The organism is Sphingopyxis sp. KK2, from assembly GCF_001990265.1.
GTDB lineage: Bacteria > Pseudomonadota > Alphaproteobacteria > Sphingomonadales > Sphingomonadaceae > Sphingopyxis.
In genome coordinates, this window is sequence record NZ_LYVN01000047.1 from 1 (window position 1) to 26897 (window position 26897).

The window sequence follows — 26897 nt, forward strand, 5'->3', positions numbered from 1 at the left end:
AAGGGGTTGTCAGCGCATCACTCAACGTCTGCCGCCCTCCTTCCACCGGTCCGCCTCTGTCCCCATGCTGTTGCCATTATGCCACCCCTGCCGACGAAACGCCCGCTTACCCAATCCCCCGATTGAAACCCCCGCAACCCGCGCCTATCCGGGCCGGCTGTGTTGCAGACCGCCACCCCCCTGACCGCGGATCGTCCGCAGGGTCTCCGCGCCGAATTTCGCGCGACGCTGGCGCTTGCCTGGCCGCTGGCGGCCGCGAATCTGCTCCAGATGCTCGTCCATGCGATCGACGTGATCTTCGTCGCGCGGCTCGGCGACGCGGCGCTTGCTGCCTCGTCGCTCGGGGTGTCGATCTTCGGCTTACTGCTCTGGACCGGCTCGGGGCTCGTCGGCGCGTCGGCGCCGCTGATCGCCGCCGAACTCGGCCGCCGCAAGCATGCGGTGCGCGAGGTGCGGCGCACGGTGCGCATGGCATTGTGGCTCAGCGCGCTCGTCGGGGCGATCTTCATGGGCATTTGCGCGGCGGGCGGCCCGATCATGATCGCGACGGGGCAGGCCGCCGACATGTCGGCGCGCGCGGCGGGCTTCCTGCTCATCCTGATGTGGGGCATGATCCCGATGATCGCGGCGAGCGTGCTGCGGATTTTCGTGTCCGCGCTCGGCCGCCCGACGATCGCAACCGCGATTACCTTCGGCGCGCTCGGGGTCAACGCGCTCGGCAACTGGATGCTGGTGTTCGGCAATTTGGGGGCGCCCGCGCTCGGCCTTCATGGCTCGGCGATCTCGAGCGTCATCACCTCGACGTTGATGCTGCTCGCTTATGTCGTCGTGATCCAGAGCGACCGGCGGCTGCGGCGCTATCATCTGTTCGGCAATTGGTGGCGCAGCGAATGGGCGCGCTTTTTCGAGATGCTGCGCATCGGTTCGCCGATCGCGCTGACCATCTTGGCCGAGGCGGGGCTGTTCACCGGCGCCGCCTTCCTGATGGGCCGCATCGGCGAGGCGCAGCTCGCAGGCCATACGATCGCGCTCCAGGTCGCGGCGCTCGCCTTCCAGATCCCCTTTGGCGTCGCGCAGGCGGCGACGATCCGCGTCGGGCTCGCCTATGGCGCGCGCGACCATCGCGGCATTTCCTATGCCGGGACCGCCGCGATGGTGCTCGGCATCGGCTTCATGGGGGTGACCGCGCTGACGATGTGGCTGTTCCCGTCGCTGGTGCTGTCCATCTATGTCGACGTCGATGCCGCGAAGAACGCCGCGCTCGTCGGCTTCGCGATGCAGTTCCTCGTGGTCGCCGCCGCTTTCCAGTTGTTCGACGGTGCGCAGGCGGTCGCGGCGGGAGCGCTGCGCGGGCTGCAGGATACGCGCACCCCGATGATCATCGCGATCTGCGGCTATTGGCTCGGCGGCTACGGCACCGCAATCTATCTCGGTTTCTGGACGCCATGGGCCGGGGTCGGCGTGTGGATCGGGCTGGCGGTCGGGCTTGTTCTGGTGGCGGGCCTTCTTATGTTGCGGTGGCGGATGCGCGGCCGTCTCGGTCTGCTCCCGGCCTGACGCAAAAAACTTGATCGACTCTGCTTGACGGTCATTGGACTCCCACCCATATGCCCGCCTGTTAGCACTCCCGCATGGCGAGTGCTAAAGGACATGTTCGTATAACTGGAGGGAGTCCCATGGCTCAATTTCGTCCGCTGCACGACCGCGTGCTCGTCCGCCGTATCGAAGCCGAAGAAAAGACGGCCGGTGGCATCATCATCCCCGACACCGCCAAGGAAAAGCCGCAGGAAGGCGAAGTCGTCTCGGTCGGTTCGGGCACCCGCGCCGACGACGGCAAGGTGACCCCGCTCGACGTCAAGGCCGGCGACCGCATCCTGTTCGGCAAATGGTCGGGCACCGAAGTCAAGGTCGACGGCGAAGAGCTGCTGATCATGAAGGAATCGGACATCCTCGGCGTCATCGCCTGAGCGAAGTCTTCCGCTCCGGCGGAACTATGATTTCAGTGTAAAGTTACGCAGTTTTCTGCGATTTTTTGAAGGAAGCAATCATGGCTGCCAAGGACGTTAAATTTTCGCGCGACGCGCGCGAGCGCATCCTGAAGGGCGTCGACATCCTCGCCGACGCCGTCAAGGTCACCCTCGGCCCCAAGGGCCGCAACGTCGTGATCGACAAGAGCTTCGGCGCGCCCCGCATCACCAAGGACGGCGTCAGCGTCGCCAAGGAAATCGAACTGAAGGACAAGTTCGAGAACATGGGTGCCCAGATGCTGCGCGAAGTCGCCAGCAAGGCGAACGACAAGGCCGGTGACGGCACCACCACCGCGACCGTCCTCGCCCAGGCGATCGTTCGCGAAGGCATGAAGTCGGTTGCCGCCGGCATGAACCCGATGGACCTGAAGCGCGGCATCGACCTCGCGGTCACCAAGGTCGTCGCCGATCTCGCCGCGCGTTCGACCCCGGTCGCCGGCACCTCGGAAATCGCCCAGGTCGGCATCATCTCGGCCAATGGCGACACCGAAGTCGGCGAGAAGATCGCCGAAGCGATGGAAAAGGTCGGCAAGGAAGGCGTGATCACCGTCGAGGAAGCCAAGGGCCTCGAATTCGAGCTCGACGTCGTCGAAGGCATGCAGTTCGACCGTGGCTATCTGTCGCCCTACTTCATCACCAACCCCGAGAAGATGGTCGTCGAACTGGCTGACCCCTACATCCTGATCTTCGAAAAGAAGCTGTCGAACCTCCAGTCGATGCTTCCGATCCTCGAAGCCGTGGTGCAGTCGGGCCGTCCGCTGCTGATCATCGCCGAGGACATCGAAGGCGAAGCGCTCGCGACCCTCGTCGTGAACCGCCTGCGCGGCGGCCTGAAGGTCGCGGCCGTCAAGGCGCCGGGCTTCGGCGATCGCCGCAAGGCGATGCTGCAGGACATCGCGATCCTGACCGCCGGCGAAATGATCAGCGAAGACCTGGGCATCAAGCTCGAGTCGGTCACGCTGAACATGCTCGGCCAGGCCAAGCGCGTCACCATCGACAAGGACAACACCACCATCGTCGACGGTGCGGGTGAAGCCGAAACGATCAAGGGCCGTGTCGAACAGATCCGTGCGCAGATCGAAACGACCACGTCGGATTACGACCGTGAAAAGCTGCAGGAACGTCTGGCGAAGCTCGCCGGCGGTGTTGCCGTGATCAAGGTCGGCGGTGCGACCGAAGTCGAGGTGAAGGAACGCAAGGATCGCGTCGACGACGCGCTGCACGCGACCCGCGCTGCCGTCGAAGAAGGCATCGTCCCCGGCGGCGGTACCGCGCTGCTGTACGCCACCAAGGCCCTCGACGGCCTGAAGGGCGCCAACGACGACCAGACCCGCGGCATCGACATCGTCCGCAAGGCGATCGAAGCGCCGCTGCGCCAGATCGCGGCCAACGCCGGCCACGACGGTGCGGTTGTCGCCGGCAACCTGCTGCGCGAAAACAACCAGGAGCAGGGCTTCAATGCCGCGACCGACGTCTATGAAAACCTGAAGGCCGCCGGCGTCATCGACCCGACCAAGGTCGTGCGCACCGCGCTTCAGGACGCCGCGTCGGTGTCGGGCCTGCTGATCACCACCGAAGCTGCCGTCAGCGAATTGCCGGAAGACAAGCCGGCGATGCCGATGGGCGGCGGCGGCATGGGCGGCATGGGCGGCATGGACTTCTAAGTCCCGCGCCCACCGCTCGGCGCAAGCTGACAAGAAAGGGCCGGGAGAGCGATCTCCCGGCCCTTTCTTTGTGCGCCAGCCGCTTGCGGGCGGCCGAAGGCAAGGGCATGGTGCGCGCGATGACCAGTGCCACCCCGATCGACCGCCTGCGCGCCGCTTTGCTCGCCGACGAAGCCGCGCAGTTGCGGCTCGCGCCGATCGCCGATACCGCCGCCTTCCTCGACGCGATTACCGCCTACGCCGAGGGGCTGGGTCTGCCGATCGGCCGCGACGCCTTCGCCGCCGGGCTGGCCCGCGCCGCGACGCCGCAGATGGAGCGCGAGCTGCCCGCGCTGCGGCTGGCCGAGGCGCCGCCGCGCCACTGGCTGCCGGTCGACCTGATGGGCTATCAGGGGGGCGCTGTGGTCGAATGGCTGCATTTCGCGGGCCTGCCGCTCACTGACCCCTTTTTCGAGGAAACCTGGCGCAAGGTGCGGCTGCTGCCGTTCAACCGGCTGATGCGCGCCGCGACGCCGATTGCGGCGCTCGACGCCTTTGCCGAAGCGCCGCCGCTCGACGGCGTCGTCTTTCATATGTCGCGCTGCGGCTCGACGCTCGCCGGTCAGATGCTTGGCGCAGCGCCGGGGCATATCGTCGTCGCCGAGCCCCCGGTGCTCGACGCGGTGATCCGGCTCGTGGTGCGCGGCGTGCTGCCGCCCGCGACGATCGCCGCGATGGCGGCGGCGCTCACCCGCGACCGCGACGGGCAGGCGCGCCACCGCTTCGTCAAGCTCGACGCCTGGCATTGCTTTGTGCTGCCGCTGCTGCGCGGCGTGTGGCCGGGCACGCCCTGGACCTTCCTCTACCGCGACCCGGTCGAGGTGCTGGTGTCGCAGCAGCGCCGTCCCGGCCTGCACGTCCGGCCCGGGGTGCTGCCGCTCGAGGAATATGGCGTCGATCCCGCCGAAGGCGCGGCGGCGGACGATTATGCGGTCTGGATCCTCGACGGGATCTGCCGCGCCGCCGCCGATGCGGTCGATGCGGGCTGCCTGCTGCTCAATTACGACCAGCTTCCCGCCGCCCTGACCGATGCGATGCTGCCTCATTTCGGCGTCGCCCCCGATGCCGACGCGCGCGCGCGGATCGTTGCCGCGGGCGGGCGCTATTCGAAGGCGCCGACGCAGGCCTTCACCGGCGATTCCGAGGCCAAGCAGCGCGAGGCATCGCCCGAACTGCGTGCTGCTGCGGCGCCGCTGATCGCGACCTACAAGCGGCTCGAAGCATTGCGGCTCGCCGCTAAGATGACGCCGGAGCCGGTGGCATGATGGTGCGGCACCTGCTCCTGATCGCCGCGGCGGCGCTCGCGCTGCCCGCCGTCGCCACCCCGCCCGCACCGGCCCCCGCGCCCGCAGCGGCCGAGCCCGCGCGGCCGGCGGTGCCGCGCTGCGGCTATCGCATCGTCGAGACCTATCCGCATAACAAGGACAGCTTCACGCAGGGGCTCTTCTGGCACGACGGCCATCTTTACGAGGGCACCGGCCAATATGGCCGCTCGCGCCTCGCGCGGCTCGACCTCGCCACCGGCAAGGCGCTCGCCGAAACCAAGCTGCCCGCCGACGAATTCGGCGAGGGCATCACGCGCTGGCGCGACCAGATCATCGGCGTCACCTGGCAGGGCGGGATCGGGCATCGCTGGCGGCTCAAGGACCTGAAACCGCTCGGCGATTTCCGATACGAGGGTGAGGGCTGGGGGGTCACGATGGTCGGCGACGATCTCGTGCTCAGCGACGGCACCGCCGACCTGCGCTTCTTCGACCCCGCGACGATGACCGAAAAGGGCAAGGTCACGGTGCGTTTCGCCGGCCGGCCGCTGACGATGCTCAACGAGCTCGAGACGATCGACGGCGAAATCTGGGCCAATGTCTGGATGACCGACGCGATCGTGCGCATCGACCCCGCGACGGGCACCGTCAAATCCTATGTCGACCTGACGGGGCTGAGTGCCACGGCGGGCGTCGGCGACCCCGACGCGGTGCTCAACGGGATCGCGTGGGACGCGAAGAAGAAGCGGCTGTTCGTCACCGGCAAATATTGGCCGCAGCTGTTCGAGATCGCGCTCACCGACTGCGTCTAGGCGAGCGCCGCCTCCATCCGCGCCGCCGCGGTATCATAGACGCGTGCCTTCAGCCCCTCGGTCACCGCCGCCGGGGCGCGATCGGGGTGACCGCCGGCGAAGGGCGGGGCGGGATCATATTCGATCGCGAGCTGGATCGCCTGCGCAACCGCGTCGCCCTTGAGCCGCGAAATCAGTGTCAGCGCGAAATCGAGTCCCGATGTCACCCCGCCGCTGGTCACGACATTGCCATCCTCGACCACCCGCGCGCCCACATATTCGGCGCCGACGAGCGGCAGCAGATGCGTGTAGCCCCAATGCGTCGTCGCGCGCTTGCCCGCAAGCAGTCCGGCGCGGCCGAGCAGGAAAGCGCCGGTGCACACGCTCGTCACCCACACCGCGCGCTTTGCCTGCGCCGCGATGAAGGCGATCGTCGCCGTGTCGCCGAGCGCCTCGACGACGCCGTGCCCGCCGGGGATGCACAGGATGTCGGCCTGCGGCGCCGAGGCGAAGTCGTGCGTCGGCAGGATGGCAAAGCCGCTGTCGGTGGCAATCGGGTCGAGGCGCGCCGCCGCCCCGACGAGCGTCGCGCCGGGCATGCGGCACAGGGCCTGCGCGGGCGCGGTGAAGTCGAGCTGGGTGATGCCTGGGAACAGCAGGAAGACGATTGTGGTCGGCTGGATATCGGTCATGGGCGTGTCCTTGCGCTGGCGTTGGATCACCCAGGCGCGCGGCTCGCGGGACCGACGGGTCCGTCCCGCTTCCCGATGGGACTCCATCTTCAGCGCCAGTCGCGGGACGCCGTCATCTTACCCGCGCAGCAGCGCGAGCGAAAGGCGGTTATTTCTTCGCCGCTTCCTGGTCGGCGGGCGCGCTGTCGGCTGCCCCATTGCCATCGCGGCTTTCGAGCATTTCGGCGGCATCGTCGAGTGCCTTCGCCTCGCTGACGGTCACCCCGCCGGGGCCGGGCTCGTTATCGGTGCGGCTGCACCCCGTCGCCAGCGCCAGCGCCGCAACGATCGGGACCAGCATCGCTGTCCTGCGGTTCGGCATGATCCTGTCTCTCTCCCGCAAAAAAGGCCCCACCCGCATGCGGGTGGAGCCCTTTGTTAGCACGCCTCGGCGCGCCGACGACTTACTTCTTGTCGTTGGCTTCGGCCTTGGCGGTTTCGGCTTCGATCTTGTCGCCCGCCTTGGCGGCGGCATCGCCGGCGGCGTTCACCGTGCCTTCGACGGCATTGCCGGCCTTGTCGGCGGCGCCTTCGACGGCGGCGGCGCCATCCTTGGCGGCTTCGGCGGTCGCGTCGGCGGCGTCGGCCGCGCCTTCGGCAAGGGCATCGCCCGCAGCAGCGGTATCGTCGGCAGCCGATTCAGCGGTGGCCGAAGCGGCGTCCTGCGTCTTTTCCGAGCAGGCGGCGAGGCTGAAGGCGGTGGCGGCGATCGAAGCGATGATCAGTTTGCGCATGGATATTCCTTTCAAAAACCGAAAAAGACCGGCTTGCGGCCCCTGACACGCGGGACTGTCCCGCGCGCCTTTACAAGCAACTGCGCAGCGGCAACGCGCCAACGGCAAGAGCGTTCCCGGCGAAGCATTTCAAAACGGAAAAGGGGCCGCCGGCATGTGCCGGCGACCCCTCCAATCCTTCGGCCGAAAAGCCGGAAAGACGCTTACTTCTTGGCAGCGTCGGCAGCAGCCTTGGCAGCGTCGGTCGCTTCGGTCGCGGCCTTGGCGGCTTCGCCGGCCTTGTCGGCGGCTTCGCCAGCCTTGTCGGCAGCGCCGGTCGCGGCGTCGGCAGCTTCGCCAGCGGCAGCGGCGGTCGCGTCGGCGGCACCGGCAGCGGCGTCCATCGCGCCGTCGGCAGCGCCTTCGGTCGTTGCTTCGGTCGTCGCTTCGGGCGCAGCGGCTTCGTCAGCCTTCTTTTCACCGCAAGCAGCAAGGCCGAGCGAAGCGGCAAGGACGAGCGACAGAGTGATCGACTTTTTCATATGGGAATACCCCTCTCGATTGAACTGATCGGCGGCTTTTCCGGATACGGTCCGTTCCGACCGGGCGAATTGCCAACCGGCCTTATCGCTACAATTTCGCAGAATCGGGCGCAACGGGCTTTTTGCGCGGCTCGGCGCAAATGCGGCACGGCGTTCGTTCATCTTCGGGAAAGGCGCCGGAAATGCGGCGCCACGCTCGGTTGACTGGATATAAAGAAATCTTTATATGTCAATTCATGACCGAGTTGCTCGACATTTTCCGTGCGCTTGCCGACCCGACGCGCCTGCGAGTCGTCGCCTTGCTGCGCGAAATGGAGCTGGCGATCGGCGAACTCGCGATCGTGCTCGAGCAAAGCCAGCCGCGCGTGTCGCGCCATGTCCGTATCCTCGTCGACGCGGGGATCATCGAGCGCCGCCGCGAGGGGAGCTGGGTGTTCCTGCGCATCGCCGAGGGCGGGCCGGTCGGCGATATCTTGGCGCGTGCCGAGGAATGGCCATTTTCGCCGCGCGAGGCGCTGATCGTCGGTTATGATGCCGAGCGTCTCGCCGCCGTGCGCACCGAGCGCGCGGCTGTCGCCGAGCGCTATTTTGCCGACCATGCCGCCGAATGGGACGCGATCCGCTCGCGCCACGTCGCCGAAAGCGAGGTCGAGGCGGCGATGCTCGCGCTGATGCACAATCGCCGGCTGGGGCATCTGCTCGATATCGGGACCGGTACCGGGCGCATGGCCGAAATCTTCGCGCCGACGGTGCGCCGCATCACCGCGCTCGATCGCAGCCCCGAAATGCTGCGCATCGCGCGCGCCAAGCTCGCCGACCAGCCGGTGCCGATCGACCTGGTGCAGGGCGATTTCCTGAACCTGCCGCTCGCCGACGCCAGCATCGACAGCATCGTGATCCATCAGGCGCTGCACTTTGCGCACGAACCCGATCGGGTGATCGCCGAGGCGAGCCGCGTGCTGCGCGGCGGCGGGCATTTGCTGATCGTCGATTTCGCGCCGCACGAGGATGAAGAGATGCGCAGCCTTGCGGCGCACGCGCGCCTCGGCTTTTCGGACGCGCAGATCCGCGGCTGGTTCGCCTCGGCGGGCATGGTGCTCGAAAATTCGCAAACGCTCGAAGGCGGCGACCTTGCGGTCAAGCTCTGGCTCGGCCGCCGTCGCAGCGATGAAGACCAAAATCCCGTCCGCGAGGACGGCCAACGCAAAAGGCTTGCGGCATGACGACGACTTCGCTTCCTTCGCAGTCGGAGGCGCGCCGTGCCGCCGCCTCGCCCCTGTTCGCGGGCCTCGCCGGCGATATCGGCATCAGCTTCGAATTCTTTCCGCCCAAGACCGAGAAGATGGGCGAGACCTTGTGGGAGTCGATCCGCACGCTCGAACCGCTCGGCCCGAACTTCGTCTCGGTGACCTATGGCGCGGGCGGTTCGACGCGCGAGCGCACGCATGCGACCGTTGCACGCATCGTCCAGGAAACGAGCATTCCGGCGGCGGCGCACCTGACCTGCGTCGACGCCAGCCGCGACGAGATCGCCGAGGTCGCGCAGGCCTATTGGGACGCGGGGGTGCGCCATATCGTCGCGCTGCGCGGCGACCCGCCGGTGCAGGGTGAGAAATTCCAGGCGCGGCCCGACGGCTATAGCTGCGCTGCCGAGCTGGTGTCGGGGCTGCTGAAGATCGCGCCGTTCGAAATCTCGGTCGCCGCGAACCCCGAGACGCATCCCGAGGCGCTCAGCCCTGCGGCGGACATCGACAATCTCAAGCGCAAGCTCGACGCCGGGGCGACGCGCGCGGTGTCGCAATTCTTCTTCGAACCCGACACCTTCTTTCGCTTTCGCGACGCGGCTGCGGCGGCGGGAATCACCGCGCCGATCCTGCCGGGCATCATGCCGGTGAGCAATTTCGGCGCGATCACCCGCATGTCGGCGATGTGCGGCACCGACGTGCCGCGCTGGCTCGCGCAACTCTTCGACGGGCTCGACGACCTGCCCGCCGCGCGCCAGCTCGTCGCTGCGACTACCGCCGCCGAACTCTGCCGCCGGCTCTACGCGGGCGGGGTCCGCGATTTCCATTTCTACACGCTCAACCGGGCCGAACTCAGCTATGCGATCTGCCATATGCTGGGGGTCCGCCCGGCGGCGCCCGCGACGGAGAAAGCCGCATGACCGCCAATTCGACGATGAGCGCCCGTGAAGCCTTACTGGCCGCCGCGAAGGAGCGCATCCTGATCACTGACGGCGCGTTCGGGACCGAGATCCAGAACTGGAAGCTGTCCGAAGCCGACTATGCCGGCACGCTGGGGCTGTCGCACGACCAGAAGGGCAATAACGACATCCTCGCGCTGACGGCTCCGCACGTGCCCGAAAGCATCCACCGCGCCTATTTCGAGGCGGGGGCGGACATCGCCGAGACCAACACCTTCAGCGCCAACCGGATCAGCCAGGCCGATTATGGCGCCGAACATCTGGTGCGCGATATCAACGTCGAAAGCGCGAAGCTCGCGCGCCGTATCGCCGACGAGTTCCAGGCGAAAGATGGCCGCCCGCGCTTCGTCGCCGGCGCGATCGGCCCGACGAACAAGACGCTGTCGCTCTCGCCCGACGTCAACGATCCGGGGTTTCGCGAGATCGATTTCGACCATCTGAAAGAGGTGTACCGCGAACAGATCGACGCGCTGGTCGAGGGCGGGGTCGACTTCATCCTGATCGAGACGATCTTCGACACGCTCAATGCCAAGGCCGGGATCATGGCGGCGATCGAGGCGGGCGATGCGCTCGGCCGCGACCTGCCGATCATGCTGTCGATGACGCTGACCGACCTCAGTGGCCGCAACCTGTCGGGGCATACGGTCGAGGCCTTCTGGCACGCGGTGCGCCATGCGCGGCCGCTGACGATCGGGCTCAACTGCTCGTTCGGCGCGACGCAGCTCCGCCCGCACGTCAAGACGCTGAGCGAGATCGCCGATACGTTGATCATGGTCTATCCCAATGCGGGGCTGCCCAACGAACTCGGCGAATATGACGAAATGCCCGACACCACCGCAGGGCTGGTCGGCGAATGGGCGCAGCATGGGCAGGTGAACATCCTCGGTGGCTGCTGCGGATCGACCCCCGCACATATCGCGGCAATGGCGAAGGCGGTCGAAGGGCTGCCGGCGCGTGAGCTGCCCGAGGTGCCGGTGCGCACAAGGCTGGCCGGGCTGGAGCCGTTCACGATGGCGGCCTAGTCCCCTCCCGCTTGCGGGAGGGGTTAGGGGAGGGCCTGTTCCTTTCCCGCACCACCCGCGATTTGCGACAGACCCTCCCCCGACCCCTCCCGCAAGCGGGAGGGGAGAAGAAGAGCCAAATGACCGACACTCCCGCCGCCTCCTCCACCTTCGTCAACATCGGCGAGCGCACCAACGTCACCGGATCGGCGGCATTCAAGAAGCTGATCCTCGCCGACGACTATACCGCGGCGGTCGAGGTCGCGCGGCAGCAGGTCGAGAACGGCGCGCAGATCATCGACGTCAATATGGACGAGGGCCTGCTCGACGCCGAATATGCGATGACGACCTTTTTGAAGCTCATCGCTGCCGAGCCCGATATCGCGCGCATCCCGGTGATGATCGACAGCTCAAAATGGAGCGTGATCGAGGCCGGGCTGAAATGCGTTCCCGGCAAGCCGATCGTCAATTCGATCAGCATGAAGGAAGGCGAGGAGCAATTCCTCGCCCATGCGAAGAAGTGCATGGACTATGGCGCCGCGGTCGTCGTCATGGCGTTCGACGAGGTCGGGCAGGCCGACACCGAGGCGCGCAAGGTCGAGATTTGCGAGCGCGCCTACAAGCTGCTCATGACCATCGGCTTCCCGCCCGAGGACATCATCTTCGATCCCAATGTGTTTGCGGTCGCCACCGGCCTCGAAGAGCATGACAATTATGCGGTCGATTTCATCGAGGCGGTGAAGGAAATCCGCCGCCGCTGCCCGCATGTCCATTTCTCAGGCGGCCTGTCGAACCTGAGCTTCGGCTTTCGCGGCAACGAGGTCGTGCGGCGCGCGATGCACAGCGTCTTCCTCTATTATGCGATCCCCGCCGGGCTCGACATGGCGATCGTCAATGCGGGGCAGCTCGACGTTTACGACACGATCGACCCCGAACTCCGACAGGCGGTCGAGGATGTCGTGCTCAACCGCAAGGTCGAGGGTGAGGCCGAAAGCCCGACCGAGCGGCTGATCGCGCTTGCCGAACGGTACAAGGGCAGCAACCCGGCGCAGGAAAAGGCCGCCGAGGAATGGCGCGGCTGGGAGGTGCGCAAGCGCCTCGAACATGCGCTGGTCAAGGGAATCGACGCCTATGTCGTCGACGATACCGAAGAAATGCGCCTGCTGCTGCCGCGCCCGATCGAGGTGATCGAAGGCCCGCTGATGGATGGCATGAACGTCGTCGGCGACCTGTTCGGGTCGGGTAAGATGTTCCTGCCGCAGGTCGTCAAATCGGCGCGCGTGATGAAGAAGGCGGTTGCGCATCTGCTGCCCTTCATCGAGGCGGCGAAGGAACCGGGTGCGAAGGGCAAGGGCAAGGTCGTGATGGCGACCGTCAAGGGCGACGTTCACGATATCGGCAAGAATATCGTCGGCGTCGTGCTCCAGTGCAACGGCTTCGAGATCGTCGACCTCGGCGTGATGGTGCCGTGGTCGAAGATCCTCGAGGCGGCGAACGAAAATGACGCCGACATCATCGGCCTCTCGGGCCTGATCACCCCGTCGCTCGACGAGATGGTGACGGTGGCCGAGGAAATGCAGCGCGCGGGCATGAAGATGCCGCTGCTGATCGGCGGCGCGACGACGTCGAAGGTCCATACCGCGCTGCGCATCGACCCCGCCTACACGGGTCCGGTGCTGCATGTCCTCGACGCAAGCCGTGCGGTCGGGGTCGCCACCGCGCTGGTCAGCGACACCGGGCGCGACGCCTATGTCCAGGGGTATAAGGATGATTATGCCCATGTCCGCGACGTGCGCGCGGGCAAGGGGCAGAGCGTGCTCCACACGCTCGAAGAGGCGCGCGCCAATTATTACGACGCCTATTTGAGCGACAAGCCCGCGCCGCCGCTCCAGCCCGGGCTGCACCGCTTCGACGATTGGAGCCTTGAAGATCTGCGCGAATGCATCGACTGGACGCCCTTCTTCCGCGCGTGGGAATTGCACGGCACCTATCCGTCGATCCTCGAGGATGAGGTCGTCGGCGAGACGGCGGTGGCGCTCAAGGCCGATGCCGACGCGATGCTCGACAGACTGATCGCCGAGAAATGGCTGACCGCGCGCGGCGTCTGCGCCTTCTGGCCGTGCGCGCGCGACGGCGACAGCGTGACGATCCACCTCGCCGAGGAGGAACGCCATGTGACGCTCCCCTTCCTGCGCCAGCAGATCAAGAAAAGCCGCGACCGCGCGAACATGTGCCTCGCCGACTTCATCGATCCCGCGGGCGACTGGATGGGCGGCTTCGCGGTCGGCATCCACGGCATCGAACCTTTTTCGGAGCGCTTCCGCGCCGACAAGGACGATTATTCGGACATCCTGCTGAAGGCGCTCGCCGACCGCTTCGCCGAGGCCTTTGCCGAGCGGCTGCACCAGCATGTCCGCACCACCTTGTGGGGCTATGCGCCGGGCGAGCAGCTGACTAACGAGGCGCTGATCAAGGAAGAATATCGCGGCATCCGCCCGGCGCCGGGCTATCCCGCGTGCCCCGACCACAGCCTGAAGCCGATATTGTTCGACCTGCTGCAGGCGGGCGACAACGCCGGGCTGGTGCTCACCGAAAGCTTTGCGATGCTGCCCACCGCGGCGGTCAGCGGCTTCTATTTCGGGCATCCCGAAAGCCAATATTTCGGTGTGGCGCGGATCGGCAGCGATCAGCTTGAGGACTATGCACAAAGGCGCGGGGTCGATATCGAGACCGCAACGCGCTGGCTGCGTCCCAACCTCGACTGACGAAGGCTGTCCATGTCCGAAGTGCTTGAAATCGCCTGTCTCGAGGAGTTCTGGGCGTCGCACACGGGCAATGGCCCGCCGCTCGACGAGATGGTCGGCAAGCTGCTGCTCGACACGCTCGGGCTCGGCAACCAGCAGGTGTATGAGCAGCTCTATCTGGTGAAGCCTGACCTTGCGGGCTTTCAGGCCTGGATCCTCGACACGGTGGGCCAGCCCGACCCGCGCCTCCTCGACCGCTATCACGCCTGGCTCTATGAGATGGCGCCGGGCGAGGAGGCGCAGGCGCAGCTCGATGCGATCGCGGCGATGCCCGACGTTCTCGATGTCGCGGCGCTCCAGCATTGGGACGAGCATGGCTATGTCATCCTGCCCGACGCGATTTCGGCCGACGAGATCGAAGCGGTCAAGGCGCTGCTGTGGGATGTGATCGGTGCGTCGCCCGACGACCCCGAAAGCTGGTACGCCGCCAAGACCAACGGCATCATGGTCCCGCATTTCCAGGGCTCGGCGCTCGAAGCCGCACGCCGCAGCCCGCGCGTGCACAAGGCGTTCGCGCAGCTATGGAGAAGCGAAAATCTGTGGGTGCTGGTCGACCGCATGGGCTTCAACCCGCCCGAGCGGCCGGGGCATCTGTTCAGCGGATCGGACATCCACTGGGACGCGAGCCTGGTCCAGCCGATCCCGTTTCATACGCAGGCGGTACTCTATCTCAGCGACACCGCGGAGGATCAGGGGGCCTTCCGCTGCGTTCCCGGATTCCACAAGCGGATCGACGACTGGCTCGCGAACCTCGACGGCGCCAACCCGCGCGAGGCCGATTTGTCCGACGGGGTGAAGCATGTCGCGGGCAAGGCCGGCGACCTGATCATCTGGCGGCAGGATCTGCCGCACGCCGCGAGCCCGAACCGGTCGGACAAGCCACGGCTGGCGCAATATCTGACCTATTATTCGCCCGATATGGTGATCCGCCCCTGGCGTTAACCGGACGGGCCGCAACCGTCCGCTTTCGGGACGCGCTGCAAATTAACCAGCCTTGCAAACGACTGCGCGCGCCCGATCGCCTATGGGGGCGGCATGACCCGCCTTCGTCCCAGCCTCGTCACCGCGCTGCTCATCGCCGCCGTGGTTGTTGCCGCCCCCGCGCCCGCGCAGACCGGCGGCGGCGCGCCCTATAGCGTCGACGGTCGGGGCTACGGCCGCCTGCAGGATGCTGTCGATGCGATCGGCGAGGGGCAGGGGACGATCAGCATCGCGCCCGGCTATCATCGCGACTGCGCGGTGCAGACCGCAGGACGCATCGCCTTCGTCGCCGCCGAACCCGGCCGCGCGATCTTCGACGGCGTGACCTGCGAGGGCAAGGCGGCGCTGGTGCTGCGCGGCGCGGGTGCCCGCGTCGACGGCATCGTCTTCCAGAATATGCGCGTACCCGACGGCAATGGTGCGGGCATAAGGCTCGAGACGAGCGACCTCGAGGTGCTGAATTCGATGTTCCGCAACAGCGAGGAGGGCATCCTTACCGCCGACGATCCCGAGGGGACGCTCACGATCGATCGCTCGACCTTCTCGCGCCTCGGCCGCTGCGACCGCGGGCTGAGCTGCGCACACAGCGTCTACACCGGCATCTATGGCCGCGTGATCGTCACCCGCACGCGCTTCGAAAAGGGCAGCGGCGGCCATTATATGAAGACCCGCGCGGTGAACGTCGACATCAGCGACAACAGCTTCGACGACACGCAGGGAACCGCGACCAACTATATGATCGACCTGCCCTCGGGCTCGGTCGGCCGGATCGCGAACAACATGTTCGTGCAGGGCCGCGACAAGGAAAATTATTCGGCGCTGATCGCGGTCGCCGCCGAGGAACGCAAAAATCCCTCGCGCGGGCTGGTGATCGACGGCAATCGGGCGAGCCTGCCCGCCGGGATGGACCGCAAGTCGGTGTTCGTCGCCGACTGGAGCGGCGAGGCGCTGGCGATCGGACAGAATCAGCTGGGCACGGGGTTGCAGCGGTTCGAGAAACGCTGAGCCTCAGGCCTCGCCGCGCGTCTCGATCAGCGACGCCGCGAGCGCCTCGGCGGGCGATTTGCCGCCCCACAGCACGAACTGGAACACCGGGTAAAAGCGCTCGCACTCGTCGATCGCGCTTTCGATCAGCGTTTCGGTGAGGTCAAGCGGCAGCGCGGCATCGTTGCCGAGCAACAGGCCGTGGCGGAACAATATCGTCCCGCTGTTCGACCATAGTTCGAAATGGCCGAGCCAGAGCTGCTCGTTGATCAGCGCCAGCGCCTCGTGCGCGACGGCGCGCTTGTCTTCGACCACGCGGATGTCGGGAAAGGCGAGCAGCTGGATGACGCCGTCGTCGGCGCGCCATACCGCGCGCAGTTCATAGGTCGTCCAGCTGCCCTGCGCGGTCGCGACGATCTCGTCCTCGCCGACCATCTCGTGCGGCCAGTCGTGCGCGGCAAAATAGGACGCCAGCATTTCCATCGGCGCCGCGTCCTGGCCGTCGTCTTCGTCGTAGATATCGTCACTCATGCGCGCGCCTTTAGACGGAAACGCGCGAGGAGGCGAGTCGCTGCGTCAGGCCTTGGGCTTGCGTGCTGCAGGCTTGGCAGCGGCCTTCGGCGCCGCGGCGGCCTTGGGAGCGGATGCGCCTTCGAGCTTGTCGAGCCGCGCCTTCAGCGCCTCGGCGTCGGCGCGCGCGGTCGCGGCCATCTGCTTCACCGCTTCGAATTCCTCGCGGCTGACGAAATCCATGCGGCCGATCCATTCCTTGGCGCGCTCGCGCATCGCGGATTCGGCCTCGCGGCCCGCACCGGCCACGGTTCCGGCGACGCCGTTCACCATCTTGGCCAGATCGTCGAAAAAGCGGTTTTCGCTCTGCATGTTCGTCACTTTCCTTGTGGGGCGAACCCCAAAACCCTTGCCGTCACCCTATTTGGGTGCTCGCGGCGGCGGGGGCAAGGGTTTCGGCCTCGGGATTGGCCTGATCGATCTGGAAATTGAGGATCGCGGCGAAGCTCAGCCAGACCATATAGGGCACCAGCAGCCAGGCCGCTGCCTTGCGGATCGGCGCGAAGGCAAAGGTCGTCGCGGTCGTCATCAGCAGGATGAAGACGATCAGGTAAAAGGCGGTCGTCACCTGATGCGCGCCGAAAAAGAGCGGCGACCAGGCGAAATTGGCGATGAGCTGGGTGAAGAAGAGCAGCAGCGCAAGCCCGCGCCCTTTCGCGCCGCGCGCGTGGAGCACCATCGCGAGCGACAGGCCGAGGCAGATGTAGAGGATCGGCCACACCGTGCCGAAAACCCATCCCGGCGGGGTGATCGCGGGCAGGTCGAGCGATGCGAACCAGCGGTTGGCATAGCCGCTGTTGGAAAGAAGCCCCGACAGGCTGCCGAGCAGCACGATCGCCGGCACCGTCACCAGTGCCCAGCGCAGATAGGACATGCGAAGTTGGCCCGGCGTTGCGATTTCGGTCATGTCCGCAATATCCCCCACATGCGAATCCGTTGCATTTGTGTCGCGATTGTGCGGCGCAGCGTCAAGCGGGTCCTTTGACGGCGGCGATCAGGAATTCGACATTGCCCTCGGGCCCGGTGATCGGACTTTCGACGAGATCGGCGACCGCCCAGCCTTCGCCCTCGAGCCAGGCGCGGACTTCGGCGCAGACGCGTGCGTGGACCGCGGGGTCGCGCACGACGCCCTTCTTGCCGACCTCCTGGCGCTCGGCCTCGAACTGCGGTTTGATCAGCGCGACGATGCGCGCGCCGTCCTTGGCAAAGGACATCGGCACCGGGAGGACTTTCGACAGCGCGATGAAGCTCGCGTCGCAGACGACGAGGTCGACGGGTTCGGGGATATGCGTCGGTGTCAGGATGCGCGCGCTCGTCTGTTCGTGGACGATGACGCGATCGTCCTGCCGCAGCTTCCACGCGAGCTGGTTGGTCCCCGAATCGACGGCGTAGACGCGCGCCGCGCCGCGGCTCAGCAGCACGTCGGTGAAGCCGCCGGTCGACGAGCCGACGTCGATCGCGACCGCGCCCGCGACGTCCCAGCCGAGATGCGCGAGGGCATGGTCGAGCTTTATGCCGCCGCGCGAGACCCAGGGATGGTCGCGGCCCTTGACGCTGATGTCGGCGTCGGCAGCGACCTGTTGCCCCGCCTTGTCGATCTTGCGATCGCCGATGAAGGCGAGCCCCGCGAGGATCAGTGCCTGCGCGCGGGTCCGGCTTTCGGCAAGACCGCGATCGACGAGCAACTGGTCGGCGCGCAGCTTGGCCATCAGCGCTCGGCCAGATCGGTGAGCGTGCCGGGGGTCAGGATCTGCGGAAGGATTTCGGGCTTGGCGGCGCCCGGCGCGTACCAGAGATAGAGCGGCACGCTGTTGCGGCCATGCTCGGCGAGGGTGCGGGTAATGGCGGGATCGCCGTTGGTCCAGTCGCCGACGAGGGTGACGACACCCTTGCGGTCGAACATGTCCTGAACCGCTTCGCGGTTGATCGCGCCCGCCTCGTTCGCCTTGCACGACAGGCACCAGTCGGCGGTGAAATAGACGAAGACGGGCTTGCCGGTGGCGCGCGCCTTGGCAAGCGCTTCGGGGGTGAAACTTTCTCCGCCGGCTTCGCCGACGGCGGCCGAGGGTGTAGCCGTTACGACCGTATATGTCAGGAACCCCATGAACAGGGCTGGAATAAGCAGCAACAGCTTTCCGGCATGGCCCCGGTCGGGGCCCTTCATCCAATGGCGGTAGAGTGCAATGAAAAGGATGCTGGTGCCAAGTGCAGTGGCGATATCGGACCAGCGCAATCCATCGACCTGCTGCGTCAACAGCCAGGCCAGTGCGATTGCCGTCAGGCCCATCGGCAGCGCCATCCATTTGCGGAAGGTCGCCATCCACGGTCCCGGTTTGGGCAGGCGGCGGCGCAGCGCGGGCAGGAAGCCGATGGCGAGGAAGGGGAGAGCAAGGCCGAGTCCCAGCCCGCCGAAGATCGGCAGCGCGGCCCAGGCGGGAAGCACGAGCGTCGCGCCGAGCGCGGCGCCGAGCAGCGGCCCGCTGCACGGCGTCGCGACGAAGGCGGCGAGCGCGCCGGTCCAGAAACCGCCCGCTGCGCCGCCTTGGCCTGCAAGTTTCTGTCCGCCGCCGAAGGAGGGCAGTTCATAGGTCCCGAGCAGGTTGAGCGTGATCGCGATCGCGAGCAGCAGCAGGACGAGCACGCTCACCGGATGCTGGAGCTGGAACGCCCAGCCGACCTGTTCGCCCGCGGCGCGCAGCGCGAGCAGCACGCCGCCGAGCGCGAGGCTGACCAGCACCGCGCCGGCGGTATAAGCGAGCGCCTCGACCTTCGCTTCGCGCGCGTCGCCGCCCGAGCGCGCGAGGCTGAGTGCCTTGAGGCTGAGGATCGGGAAGACGCACGGCATCAGGTTGAGGATCAGCCCGCCGAGGATCGCGCCGCCGAGCGCGGCCCAGAAGATCGCGAGGTCGATCCCGTCCGGCGCGTCGCCGACCGGCTCGCCCGCCGCCGGCACCTTGCCGGGGTTGAAGCCGAGGGTCAGCCCGCGTCCGTCGGCGAGCTTGACCAGCCCCGCGACCGGCCCGGCGGCATCGCCGTTGGCGCGGGACTCGATCACGATCCAGTCGCCGTTGCGGCTGAAATTTTGCGGGGCGGGATAGTCGATCAGATTCTGCGTTTCGAGGAACAGGTGCGGCGTGTCGATCGCCGTCCCCTCGGGAAGCGGGATGCCGAAGCGCAGCGTCTTTCCCTTGCGTTCCCACGTCCCCGGCCGGTCGAGCGGCTGCGGCAGCCGCGCGCGCCAGGCGTCGAAGCGCGTGCGCGATGCCGCCGCGATCGTGCCGTCGCCCGCGGTCAACTTGACCGACACCACCGCCTTTTCGGGCACGCAGATCTTGTCGGTGCAGGCGAGCCAGTTGGCGACTCCCGACAGCGTCAGGTCGGTCCCCGGCGCGACTTTGCTGTCGACCTTGATGTCGGCGAGCAGCGCATAGGGATGCTCATAGACATGGTTCATCATGCCGAAGAGGATCAGCGCCTCGGGCACCGGATAGCGGAACGGTTCGACCGTCACCCCCTCGGGCAGGTTCCAGTCGACCGACATGCCGAAACCGGCGTCGCCGCCGTTGAGCCAATAGCCGTGCCAGCCCTTCGCGGGCGTCATGCTGAGCGCGAGCGTCGTGGTCGCGCCGGGCGCGGGGGCGGGCGATTCGGCGATCAGCTGCGGCGTGATGTTCACCGGCTGCGCCCGCGCCGGGGCGAGCGCCAGCAGTGCGAGCGCGAGCATCGCGAGCAGCGCGCGCCAAATGCCTGTCATAAAATCGTGCCTACTGCGATCCATGCCCGTCCCGCGTCCGCCTTATCGTTCGAGGCTTGCCATATAGGCGGCTTTCGTCGAGAGGACAGCCCGCGCTGACACCCTCGTGTATCGGAGAGCCGCCCGTGAAGCTGAAATATCTGACCACCGCTCTTGCCGCCGTGCTTTGCGTCGGTGCCGCCGGCGCCGGCCTTGCGCAGGATGCGGCCGCGCCCGCGCAAAAGGTGACCGCGCAGACGCCGCCGCCCAAGCTGATCGTGATGGTGGCGGTCGACCAGTTCTCCGCCGACATTTTCGCCGAATATCGGGGCAAGTTCACCGGCGGACTCGCGCGGCTCGCGTCGGGCGTCGTCTTTCCCGCGGGCTATCAGTCGCACGGTGCGACCGAGACCTGCCCCGGCCATTCGACGATCCTGACCGGCAACCATCCCGCACACACCGGGATCATCGCGAACAATTATTTCGACCTGTCGACCGCGCGCGAGGACAAGCGCCTCTATTGCGCCGAGGACGAGAGCGTCGCCGGCACGACATCGGGCAGCGGCAAATATGCCGCCTCGGTCAAGCATCTGCTCGTGCCCACGCTTGGCGACCTGATGAAGGCGCGCGATCCGAAGGCGCAGGTGGTGTCGGTCGCGGGCAAGGACCGCGCCGCGATCATGATGGGCGGGCACCAGGCCGACGAGTTGATGTGGCTCGTTCCCGCCGGGCTCACCAGCTATCGCGGCACGGCGCTGTCGCCGGTCGCGACGCAGGCGAGCGCGGCGATCGCCGCCGCGATGGCCGAGCCGCGCCCCGCCCTGACGCTGCCCGCCGATTGCGCCGCCAAGGATATCGCGATCCCGATCGACAAGGGCGGCACCGTCGGCACGGGTCGCCTCGCGCGCGACGCCAATAATTTCCGCGGCTTCATGGCCTCGCCCGAGGCCGACGGCGCGGTGCTCGCGACCGCGGCCGCGCTGCGTCAGGCGCGCAAGATGGGTGAGGGGAGCGGCACCGACCTGCTGATCGTCGGGTTGTCGGCGACCGACTATGTCGGCCACACCTATGGCACCGAAGGCAGCGAAATGTGCCTCCAGATGACCGGCCTCGACCGCGAGCTCGGCGATTTCTTTGCGCGGCTCGACGCGACGGGGATCGACTATGCGGTGGCGCTGACCGCCGACCATGGCGGCCACGATCTGCCCGAGCGCAACCGCCAGAATGCCTGGCCCGCCGCCGAGCGCGTCGACCGCGGTCTCGATGCCGACCAGCTCGGCAAGGCGGTCGCCGAAAAGCTCGGCCTGCCGCAGCCCCTGCTCTACAGCGACGGTCCGTTCGGCGACATGTATCTGTCGAAGGCGCTGACCCCGGCGCAGCGCAAGGCGGCATCGGCCGAGCTGCTTGCCCGCTGGCGCGCGCATCCGCAGGTCGAGGCGGTGGTGACCGGCGAGGAACTGGCGAAGCACCCGATCTCGAAGCGTTCGCCCGACGTCTGGTCGCTGATGGACAAGCTGCGCGCCTCGTACAACCCCGAGCGTTCGGGCGACTTCGTCGTCGTGCTCAAACCGCGCGTCACCCCGATTCCCGAATCGGGGCTCGGCTATGTCGCGACGCACGGGTCGGTGTGGGATTATGACCGCCGCGTGCCGATGCTGTTCTGGCGCAAGGGGATCGCGGGCTTCGAACAGCCCAATGCCGTGATGACGGTGGATATTTTGCCGACGCTCGCGTCGCTGATCGGCCTGCCGGTCGACCAGACCAAGATCGACGGCCGCTGCCTCGACCTGCTCTCGGGTCCGGACAGCAGCTGCCGCTAACCAACGAAAAGACAAGATGATGACCAAGACGTTGCGGAATTTCTCGGGCCGGATCCTGCTGGTGGGGTGCGGCAATATGGCGGGCGCGATGCTCGACCGCTGGCTCGCGGCGGGGCTCGACCCGGCGGCGGTGGCGATCGTCGATCCGTTCGCGACCCCGCGCGAGGGTATCGCGCAATATGCCGCGCTCGGCGAATGGATCGCTGCGGGCGGCAGCGCCGACTGGATCATGCTCGGCATGAAGCCGCAGCAGCTTGGTGACGTCGCCGACGAACTGGGGCCGCAGGTCGGCAACGACGTCCATCTGCTGTCGATCCTCGCCGGGGTCTCGCTCACCGATCTCGCGGCTCGCTTCCCCGAGGCACGGGCGCAGGTCCGCATCCTCCCCAACCTCGCCGCGCGCATCGGCGCGGGCGTGTCGGCGGTCGCCAGCCTCGGCCGCGCCGACGACAAGGCGGTCACGTCGCTGCTCAAGCCGCTCGGCCATGTCACCGCGCTCGCCGACGATTCGACGATGGACCTTGTCACCGCCTTCACCGGCAGTGGCCCGGCCTTCGTTTTCCGCCTGATCGAGGCCTATGCTTCGGCGGGCGAACGGCTCGGCCTGTCGAGCGACGATGCGCTGGCGCTCGCCATCGCGACCTTCGGCGGTTCGACCGCGCTGCTTGCCGACAGCGGCGAAAAGCCCGGCACCCTGGTGACGCAGGTCGCGAGCAAGGGCGGCACGACGCAGGCCGGGCTCGACGTCCTCGACGAAGGCGGCCAGCTCGTCGCGCTGATGACCAATGTGCTGCGCGCCGCGCGCGACCGTGGCCGCGAACTCGCCGATATCGCGCGCGGCGAGGGCTGAGACCCAACCGAAAGGGGGCGGTCAGTCGCTTCCCAATTTGCGCACCCGCTCGCGCTCGCGCGGCGGCAGCAAGGCCTCGCTGACCTGCCAGAATCCGGTCACCGCCTGCTGCCCCGCCTGCGTATAGGCGGCGCTCATCGCGTTGCGCAGCAGGTCGAACACTGCCGCCTCGATCGCGCGCCCTTCGTCGGTCAGCCGTAATTCCTTGGCGCGCCGGTCGCGCCCGCCGGGCCGCGTCGTCACCATTGCGCGTGCCTCGAGCTCCTTCACGACTCGCCCCAGCGACTGTTTGGTGATTCCGAGCAGCGCAAGCAGGTCCGAAATCGTCAGCCCCGGCTGGCGTGCGATGAAATAGAGCGCGCGGTAATGCGCCCGCCCCAATCCGGCCTCCGCCAGCTTCGTGTCGATCGAGCGCCACAGCGCGGCGTGCGCGAAAAACAGATATTCGATGCCGCGGCGCACCTCGTCCTCGCGCAAGAAAAGAGCGGAGGCGCCGGGGACTTGTGAAAGAAAATTATCGTTCGGCATAGTCACCAGCGTTGCGCGAAGGGCCGCGCTTTGGCAAGAGGCGGCCTCGATTCACCCCCTGACCGAGTAGGTTCCCGCATGTCGCTTCCCGCCTTCACCCACCTGCCGCACCCCAGCAAGGTCGCGGACGAGGTACGCGCGGCGGCGATCGCGGACCCCGTGTTCGGGCGCGTCTTCACCGACCATATGGTGTCGATCCGCTATTCGGAGGACAAGGGCTGGCACGATGCGCAGGTGATGCCGCGCGGGCCGCTGACGCTCGATCCGGCGACCGCGGTGCTCCATTATGCACAGGAAATCTTCGAAGGGCTGAAGGCGTACCGGCTCGACGACGGGTCGATGGCGCTGTTCCGCGTCGAGGCGAACGCCGCGCGCTTCAACGCCAGCGCGCGCCGCATGGCGATGGCCGAACTGCCCGAGGAACTGTTCATCGCGGCGGTCAAGGAAGCCGTCGCCGCCGACGCGCACTGGTTCCCGCCGGTCGACGGCGGCGCGCTCTACCTGCGCCCCTTCATGTTCGCGAGCGAGGTGTTCCTCGGCGTCAAACCCGCGAGCGAATATCAGTTCCTCGTCATCATCTCGCCCGTCGGCAATTATTTCCGCTCGGGCGCCCCGGCGATCTCGCTCTGGGTGTCGGAGGATTATACCCGCGCCGCGCCCGGCGGCACCGGCGCCGCCAAATGCGGCGGCAATTATGCCTCGAGCCTCGTCGCGCAGCGCGAGGCGATCGCCAAGGGGCACGACCAGGTCGTCTTCCTCGATGCCGCCGAGCATCGCTGGATCGAGGAACTGGGCGGCATGAACATGTTCTTCGTCTTCGACGACGGCAGCATCGTGACGCCGCCGCTGACCGGCACGATCCTGCCCGGCATCACGCGCGACGCGATCATCACGCTGGCGCGCGGCGCCGGGCTGACGGTGCGTGAGGAACCCTATGCGATCGACCAGTGGCAGGCCGATGCGGAGAGCGGCAAGCTCACCGAAAGCTTCGCCTGCGGCACCGCGGCGGTGGTGACCCCGGTGGGCAAGGTGACGCGCGGCGAGACCAGCTTCACCATCGGTGCCGGCGGCCCCGGACAGGTGACCGCGATGCTCAAGGACAAGCTCGTCGACATCCAGCGCGGGCGCGCCGCCGATCCGCATGGCTGGGTGATGCGGCTTTAAGGCCAGCTTGCAATAGCGGGCGGCGCGTTCTAGAGCGCGCCTCGCACCGGCCGTTGGGGCGTCGCCAAGCGGTAAGGCAGCGGCTTTTGATGCCGCCATGCGCAGGTTCGAATCCTGCCGCCCCAGCCAGCCGGTGCGAGCAGGGCGCTCCAGGGGTCGTCATTTCGCTCATACCAACGCCTCGGGGTATCGTCGGATGTGCCGGCCCAAGCCGATGTGATCGGACAACCCGTCACACACCGGGCTGACGTGCGGCGGCAACCCATGGCGATCATCGATTGATCGCATTGACCGGGGCGGCCTTTGCTTTACCCATGGCCGATGGGGGACAAGGACATGGCGGCACGCGACCGGGACGATTGGCAAAGCATCCAGGCGCTGTTCGACGAGCTGGTCGATCTGCCTGTCCACATCCAGACTGAGCGCCTGACCCGGTCGACGCTATCGCCGGAGATCGTCGGCGCGGTTCGCGGCCTGCTCGCGTCATCGCGCGGCGAAGGCATTCTCGATATGAACCCGCCGCCGCTCGGCGCCGAGGCGGCGCCGGCCAGCTACACTTCGCTCGCAGCGGGGCAGGACGTCGGCGGTTTTACGGTCGACCGGCTGATCGGGCGCGGCGGGCTTGGCGAAGTCTATCTCGCGCGCCGCGCGGAGGCCGATTTCGATCAGAAGGTTGCGCTGAAACTGCTCCGCGTCGATGCCGCCGAGCGCGCCGAAAGCTTCGCGCGCGAACGCCGCTTGCTCGCGCGGCTCGACCATCCCGGCATCGCGCGGCTGATCGACGCCGGGGTCGCGCCCGACGGCCGGCCCTATATCGTGATGGACTATGTCGATGGCGAGCCGATCGACGCCTGGTGCCGCAGCCATGCCGCCGACCTCGACACGCGGCTGAAGCTGTTCCGCGAAACCTGCGACGCCGTGGCCTATGCCCACGCCAATCTGGTCGTCCACCGCGATATCAAGCCGTCGAACATATTGGTCGATCCCGCCGGCAAGCCGCGTCTCGTCGATTTCGGTATCGGCAAATTGCTCGACGACAGCGCCGCCTTGCCGGCGACGACACAGGCGATGCTGACCCCCGATTATGCCGCGCCCGAACAGCTCGACGGCGACGAAGCGACCGTCGCGACCGACGTCTATGCGCTCGGGGTGGTGCTCTATGAACTGGTCAGCGGCAAGAGCCCCTGGCGCGGCGAAAAATCGTCGGTGCCCGCGATGATCCGGCGCGTTCTTTATGAGGACGCCCTGTTGCCGAGCCGCGCCGCGGCATCGGGGACATCCCCGGTGCCGGTGAGCCGGATCGGCGGCGATCTCGACGCGATCGTGATGAAGGCGATGCGCCGCAGCCCGGCCGAACGCTATCTCAGCGTCAGCGCGCTCGCCGAGGATGTCGCCCGCCATCAGCAGTTCCTGCCCGTCCAGGCGCGCGACGGATCGACGCGCTACATGGCCGGGCGCTTCCTGCGCCGCTATCGCTGGGGCGTCGCGGCGACCGCCGCGGTGCTCGCGGCGCTGCTCGTCGGCGCCGGCGGCATCGCCTGGCAGGCGCGCGCGACCGCGATCGAGCGCGATGCCGCGCTCGCCGAGGCGAAGCGGTCTGAGGCGATCAACCGCCTGCTCACCGTGATGCTGCGCGATACCGCCGCGACCGACGAGGGCGAGACCGCGACGGTCAAACAGATGCTTGACCAGACCGCCGACAAGCTCGCCAACTCGCTCGACAGCAGTGAGCAATCGGGGGTGCTCGTCGGCACCTTGTTCAATCTCTACGTCAACCTCGAGGATAATCTCGGCTCCTATACGCTGGTCAGCCGCGCGCTCGAACGCGGGGTGGGCAGCGACAGCGCCGCCGCGACCGCCGACCTGAAGGTGAAGAAGGCGGGCGCCGCCGCCGCGATCGGCAACACCGACGAAATGCCCGCGCTGCTCGCCGACGCGAAGCGCGTCTTCGACAGTGATCCGGTGCGCTACCGGCTGCAGATCGTCGAGTGGAAGCAGGCGCAGGCGCAATATCTGCGACGCAGCGGCAAGACCGAGGAGGCGATCGCGCTGCTGCTCGCGAGCATTCCCGACGCCGAGGTGGTGTGGAAGGAAAACCACCGCGACATGCTGTCGATCTACAACAATGTCCTCGTTTACATGATCGAGCTCGGCCAGCTCGACAGGATGACCCCGATCATCGCGCGCGCCGAGGCGCTGATCGCGCGATCGGGCGAACAGAATAGCGGGCTCGACCTCAATATCCGCCAGCTGAAGGCGCTGCGCCTGATCCGCCTCGGCAAACCTGCGGAGGCCGAACCGCTGCTGATCGCGCTCGTCGCGCAGCGCCGCGCGACGCTGGGCGAATCGGCGGGCCTCGCGGTCGACCTGATGCAGCTCAGCCGGGCGCAGATGCCGCTCGGCAAATATGCCGAGGCGCGCAAGGCGCTCGAAGAAGCCTGGCCGATGGCCGCCGACAATCTGTCGCCCAAGGCGCTGCCGACGATCATC

The 26897-nt window shown here is 67.3% G+C and carries 25 protein-coding genes, 1 tRNA gene and 1 riboswitch; of the genes, 16 read left to right on the forward strand and 10 right to left on the reverse strand.

The features are described 5' to 3' along the window. Positions 1-159: 159 nt before the first annotated feature. The 5 genes from B1A78_RS09935 to B1A78_RS09955 all read left to right on the forward strand — a co-directional run bounded on the left by B1A78_RS09935 (position 160) and on the right by B1A78_RS09955 (position 5804). Entirely contained in the window at positions 160-1557 is a 1398-nt protein-coding gene (locus B1A78_RS09935; RefSeq protein ID WP_144037760.1) for an MATE family efflux transporter, read from the forward strand. A 119-nt stretch (positions 1558-1676) separates the two neighbouring features. Further along, positions 1677-1967 carry a co-chaperone GroES gene (gene groES, locus B1A78_RS09940; protein ID WP_077146815.1) on the forward strand — a complete coding sequence of 97 codons (291 nt, stop codon included), beginning with the start codon at positions 1677-1679 and terminating at the stop codon, positions 1965-1967. An 80-nt stretch (positions 1968-2047) separates the two neighbouring features. Further along, positions 2048-3691: a chaperonin GroEL gene (gene groL / locus B1A78_RS09945; RefSeq protein ID WP_077146816.1), complete on the forward strand. Its 1644-nt coding sequence runs from the start codon at positions 2048-2050 to the stop codon at positions 3689-3691. 119 nt (positions 3692-3810) lie between these two features. Then, complete coding sequence (locus B1A78_RS09950; protein WP_144037761.1) at positions 3811-4995, forward strand: aspartyl beta-hydroxylase; 1185 nt, start codon at positions 3811-3813, stop codon at positions 4993-4995. After that, positions 4995-5804: a glutaminyl-peptide cyclotransferase gene (locus tag B1A78_RS09955; RefSeq protein WP_077146836.1), complete on the forward strand. Its 810-nt coding sequence runs from the start codon at positions 4995-4997 to the stop codon at positions 5802-5804. The genes B1A78_RS09950 and B1A78_RS09955 overlap by 1 nt, the downstream gene beginning before the upstream one ends. Here the strand turns inward: B1A78_RS09955 and B1A78_RS09960 are convergent. From B1A78_RS09960 to B1A78_RS09975, 4 genes are all read right to left on the reverse strand, one after another. Continuing rightward, complete coding sequence (locus B1A78_RS09960; protein ID WP_077146818.1) at positions 5801-6475, reverse strand: DJ-1/PfpI family protein; 675 nt, start codon at positions 6473-6475, stop codon at positions 5801-5803. The two genes, B1A78_RS09955 and B1A78_RS09960, sit on opposite strands and share 4 nt — an antisense overlap. 21 nt (positions 6476-6496) lie before the next feature. Then, positions 6497-6588, reverse strand: a riboswitch (ZMP/ZTP riboswitch). Positions 6589-6623: 35 nt separating this feature from the next. Beyond that, positions 6624-6836 carry a hypothetical protein gene (locus B1A78_RS09965; protein WP_077146819.1) on the reverse strand — a complete coding sequence of 71 codons (213 nt, stop codon included), beginning with the start codon at positions 6834-6836 and terminating at the stop codon, positions 6624-6626. 82 nt (positions 6837-6918) lie between these two features. Further along, positions 6919-7248: an entericidin EcnAB gene (locus tag B1A78_RS09970; protein WP_077146820.1), complete on the reverse strand. Its 330-nt coding sequence runs from the start codon at positions 7246-7248 to the stop codon at positions 6919-6921. A 203-nt stretch (positions 7249-7451) separates the two neighbouring features. Next, positions 7452-7769, reverse strand: coding sequence for a hypothetical protein (locus B1A78_RS09975; protein ID WP_077146821.1), 318 nt, complete (start codon positions 7767-7769; stop codon positions 7452-7454). Between the two features lie 236 nt (positions 7770-8005). Here B1A78_RS09975 and B1A78_RS09980 point away from each other — a divergent pair, with 236 nt between their 5' ends. The 6 genes from B1A78_RS09980 (at position 8006) to B1A78_RS10005 (ending at position 15763) form a co-directional block, all read left to right on the forward strand. Continuing rightward, positions 8006-8992: a metalloregulator ArsR/SmtB family transcription factor gene (locus B1A78_RS09980; protein WP_077146822.1), complete on the forward strand. Its 987-nt coding sequence runs from the start codon at positions 8006-8008 to the stop codon at positions 8990-8992. Next, positions 8989-9933 carry a methylenetetrahydrofolate reductase [NAD(P)H] gene (gene metF / locus B1A78_RS09985; protein WP_077146823.1) on the forward strand — a complete coding sequence of 315 codons (945 nt, stop codon included), beginning with the start codon at positions 8989-8991 and terminating at the stop codon, positions 9931-9933. The genes B1A78_RS09980 and metF overlap by 4 nt, the downstream gene beginning before the upstream one ends. A 14-nt stretch (positions 9934-9947) precedes the next feature. Further along, entirely contained in the window at positions 9948-10994 is a 1047-nt protein-coding gene (locus B1A78_RS09990; RefSeq protein ID WP_077146837.1) for a homocysteine S-methyltransferase family protein, read from the forward strand. A gap of 119 nt (positions 10995-11113) precedes the next feature. Continuing rightward, positions 11114-13738, forward strand: coding sequence for a methionine synthase (gene metH / locus B1A78_RS09995; protein WP_077146824.1), 2625 nt, complete (start codon positions 11114-11116; stop codon positions 13736-13738). A gap of 12 nt (positions 13739-13750) precedes the next feature. Then, positions 13751-14719 carry a phytanoyl-CoA dioxygenase family protein gene (locus B1A78_RS10000; RefSeq protein ID WP_077146825.1) on the forward strand — a complete coding sequence of 323 codons (969 nt, stop codon included), beginning with the start codon at positions 13751-13753 and terminating at the stop codon, positions 14717-14719. 93 nt (positions 14720-14812) lie between these two features. After that, entirely contained in the window at positions 14813-15763 is a 951-nt protein-coding gene (locus tag B1A78_RS10005; RefSeq protein WP_077146826.1) for a right-handed parallel beta-helix repeat-containing protein, read from the forward strand. Between the two features lie 3 nt (positions 15764-15766). Here the strand turns inward: B1A78_RS10005 and B1A78_RS10010 are convergent, their stop codons facing one another. The 5 genes from B1A78_RS10010 to B1A78_RS10030 all read right to left on the reverse strand — a co-directional run bounded on the left by B1A78_RS10010 (position 15767) and on the right by B1A78_RS10030 (position 20066). After that, the gene (locus tag B1A78_RS10010) at positions 15767-16273 is read right to left on the reverse strand and encodes a YbjN domain-containing protein (protein ID WP_077146827.1); all 507 of its coding nucleotides are present in this window, start codon (positions 16271-16273) and stop codon (positions 15767-15769) included. A gap of 45 nt (positions 16274-16318) precedes the next feature. Further along, positions 16319-16624: an accessory factor UbiK family protein gene (locus B1A78_RS10015; RefSeq protein ID WP_077146828.1), complete on the reverse strand. Its 306-nt coding sequence runs from the start codon at positions 16622-16624 to the stop codon at positions 16319-16321. Between the two features lie 43 nt (positions 16625-16667). Further along, positions 16668-17219, reverse strand: a complete 552-nt coding sequence (locus tag B1A78_RS10020; protein WP_077146829.1) for a TspO/MBR family protein — start codon at positions 17217-17219, stop codon at positions 16668-16670. Between the two features lie 61 nt (positions 17220-17280). Beyond that, positions 17281-18021: a TlyA family RNA methyltransferase gene (locus B1A78_RS10025; protein ID WP_077146830.1), complete on the reverse strand. Its 741-nt coding sequence runs from the start codon at positions 18019-18021 to the stop codon at positions 17281-17283. Further along, positions 18021-20066 (reverse strand): protein-disulfide reductase DsbD, encoded by a 2046-nt coding sequence (locus tag B1A78_RS10030; RefSeq protein ID WP_077146831.1) that lies wholly within the window; start codon positions 20064-20066, stop codon positions 18021-18023. The genes B1A78_RS10025 and B1A78_RS10030 overlap by 1 nt, the downstream gene beginning before the upstream one ends. 125 nt (positions 20067-20191) lie before the next feature. Between B1A78_RS10030 and B1A78_RS10035 the strand changes: the two genes are divergently transcribed. Both B1A78_RS10035 and proC read left to right on the forward strand, forming a co-directional pair. Continuing rightward, positions 20192-21865 (forward strand): alkaline phosphatase family protein, encoded by a 1674-nt coding sequence (locus B1A78_RS10035; protein ID WP_256837655.1) that lies wholly within the window; start codon positions 20192-20194, stop codon positions 21863-21865. A gap of 19 nt (positions 21866-21884) precedes the next feature. Beyond that, positions 21885-22715, forward strand: a complete 831-nt coding sequence (gene proC, locus B1A78_RS10040; protein WP_077146832.1) for a pyrroline-5-carboxylate reductase — start codon at positions 21885-21887, stop codon at positions 22713-22715. A 21-nt stretch (positions 22716-22736) separates the two neighbouring features. Here the strand turns inward: proC and B1A78_RS10045 are convergent, their stop codons facing one another. Further along, entirely contained in the window at positions 22737-23243 is a 507-nt protein-coding gene (locus B1A78_RS10045; protein ID WP_077146833.1) for a MarR family winged helix-turn-helix transcriptional regulator, read from the reverse strand. A 78-nt stretch (positions 23244-23321) separates the two neighbouring features. Between B1A78_RS10045 and B1A78_RS10050 the strand changes: the two genes are divergently transcribed. From B1A78_RS10050 to B1A78_RS10060, 3 genes are all read left to right on the forward strand, one after another. Further along, positions 23322-24407: a branched-chain amino acid aminotransferase gene (locus B1A78_RS10050; RefSeq protein WP_077146834.1), complete on the forward strand. Its 1086-nt coding sequence runs from the start codon at positions 23322-23324 to the stop codon at positions 24405-24407. A 54-nt stretch (positions 24408-24461) separates the two neighbouring features. Beyond that, positions 24462-24536: transfer RNA gene (locus B1A78_RS10055), tRNA-Gln, on the forward strand. A gap of 192 nt (positions 24537-24728) precedes the next feature. Then, on the forward strand, positions 24729-26897 hold a 2169-nt coding region (locus tag B1A78_RS10060; RefSeq protein ID WP_144037762.1), incomplete at its 3' end, for a serine/threonine-protein kinase.

Excerpts from the sequence above, each read along its gene's own strand:
- B1A78_RS10030 (WP_077146831.1), bottom strand. The coding sequence starts at position 20,066 with ATGACAGGCATTTGGCGCGCGCTGCTCGCGATGCTCGCGCTCGCACTG.
- metH (WP_077146824.1), top strand. The coding sequence starts at position 11,114 with ATGACCGACACTCCCGCCGCCTCCTCCACCTTCGTCAACATCGGCGAG.
- B1A78_RS09970 (WP_077146820.1), bottom strand. The coding sequence starts at position 7,248 with ATGCGCAAACTGATCATCGCTTCGATCGCCGCCACCGCCTTCAGCCTC.
- B1A78_RS09965 (WP_077146819.1), bottom strand. The coding sequence starts at position 6,836 with ATGCCGAACCGCAGGACAGCGATGCTGGTCCCGATCGTTGCGGCGCTG.
- B1A78_RS09960 (WP_077146818.1), bottom strand. The coding sequence starts at position 6,475 with ATGACCGATATCCAGCCGACCACAATCGTCTTCCTGCTGTTCCCAGGC.
- B1A78_RS09975 (WP_077146821.1), bottom strand. The coding sequence starts at position 7,769 with ATGAAAAAGTCGATCACTCTGTCGCTCGTCCTTGCCGCTTCGCTCGGC.
- B1A78_RS10015 (WP_077146828.1), bottom strand. The coding sequence starts at position 16,624 with ATGCAGAGCGAAAACCGCTTTTTCGACGATCTGGCCAAGATGGTGAAC.
- groL (WP_077146816.1), top strand. The coding sequence starts at position 2,048 with ATGGCTGCCAAGGACGTTAAATTTTCGCGCGACGCGCGCGAGCGCATC.
- B1A78_RS10010 (WP_077146827.1), bottom strand. The coding sequence starts at position 16,273 with ATGAGTGACGATATCTACGACGAAGACGACGGCCAGGACGCGGCGCCG.
- B1A78_RS10020 (WP_077146829.1), bottom strand. The coding sequence starts at position 17,219 with ATGACCGAAATCGCAACGCCGGGCCAACTTCGCATGTCCTATCTGCGC.
- B1A78_RS10000 (WP_077146825.1), top strand. The coding sequence starts at position 13,751 with ATGTCCGAAGTGCTTGAAATCGCCTGTCTCGAGGAGTTCTGGGCGTCG.
- groES (WP_077146815.1), top strand. The coding sequence starts at position 1,677 with ATGGCTCAATTTCGTCCGCTGCACGACCGCGTGCTCGTCCGCCGTATC.
- proC (WP_077146832.1), top strand. The coding sequence starts at position 21,885 with ATGACCAAGACGTTGCGGAATTTCTCGGGCCGGATCCTGCTGGTGGGG.
- B1A78_RS09980 (WP_077146822.1), top strand. The coding sequence starts at position 8,006 with ATGACCGAGTTGCTCGACATTTTCCGTGCGCTTGCCGACCCGACGCGC.
- B1A78_RS09955 (WP_077146836.1), top strand. The coding sequence starts at position 4,995 with ATGGTGCGGCACCTGCTCCTGATCGCCGCGGCGGCGCTCGCGCTGCCC.
- B1A78_RS10045 (WP_077146833.1), bottom strand. The coding sequence starts at position 23,243 with ATGCCGAACGATAATTTTCTTTCACAAGTCCCCGGCGCCTCCGCTCTT.
- B1A78_RS10050 (WP_077146834.1), top strand. The coding sequence starts at position 23,322 with ATGTCGCTTCCCGCCTTCACCCACCTGCCGCACCCCAGCAAGGTCGCG.
- metF (WP_077146823.1), top strand. The coding sequence starts at position 8,989 with ATGACGACGACTTCGCTTCCTTCGCAGTCGGAGGCGCGCCGTGCCGCC.
- B1A78_RS09950 (WP_144037761.1), top strand. The coding sequence starts at position 3,811 with ATGACCAGTGCCACCCCGATCGACCGCCTGCGCGCCGCTTTGCTCGCC.
- B1A78_RS10005 (WP_077146826.1), top strand. The coding sequence starts at position 14,813 with ATGACCCGCCTTCGTCCCAGCCTCGTCACCGCGCTGCTCATCGCCGCC.
- B1A78_RS10025 (WP_077146830.1), bottom strand. The coding sequence starts at position 18,021 with ATGGCCAAGCTGCGCGCCGACCAGTTGCTCGTCGATCGCGGTCTTGCC.
- B1A78_RS09990 (WP_077146837.1), top strand. The coding sequence starts at position 9,948 with ATGAGCGCCCGTGAAGCCTTACTGGCCGCCGCGAAGGAGCGCATCCTG.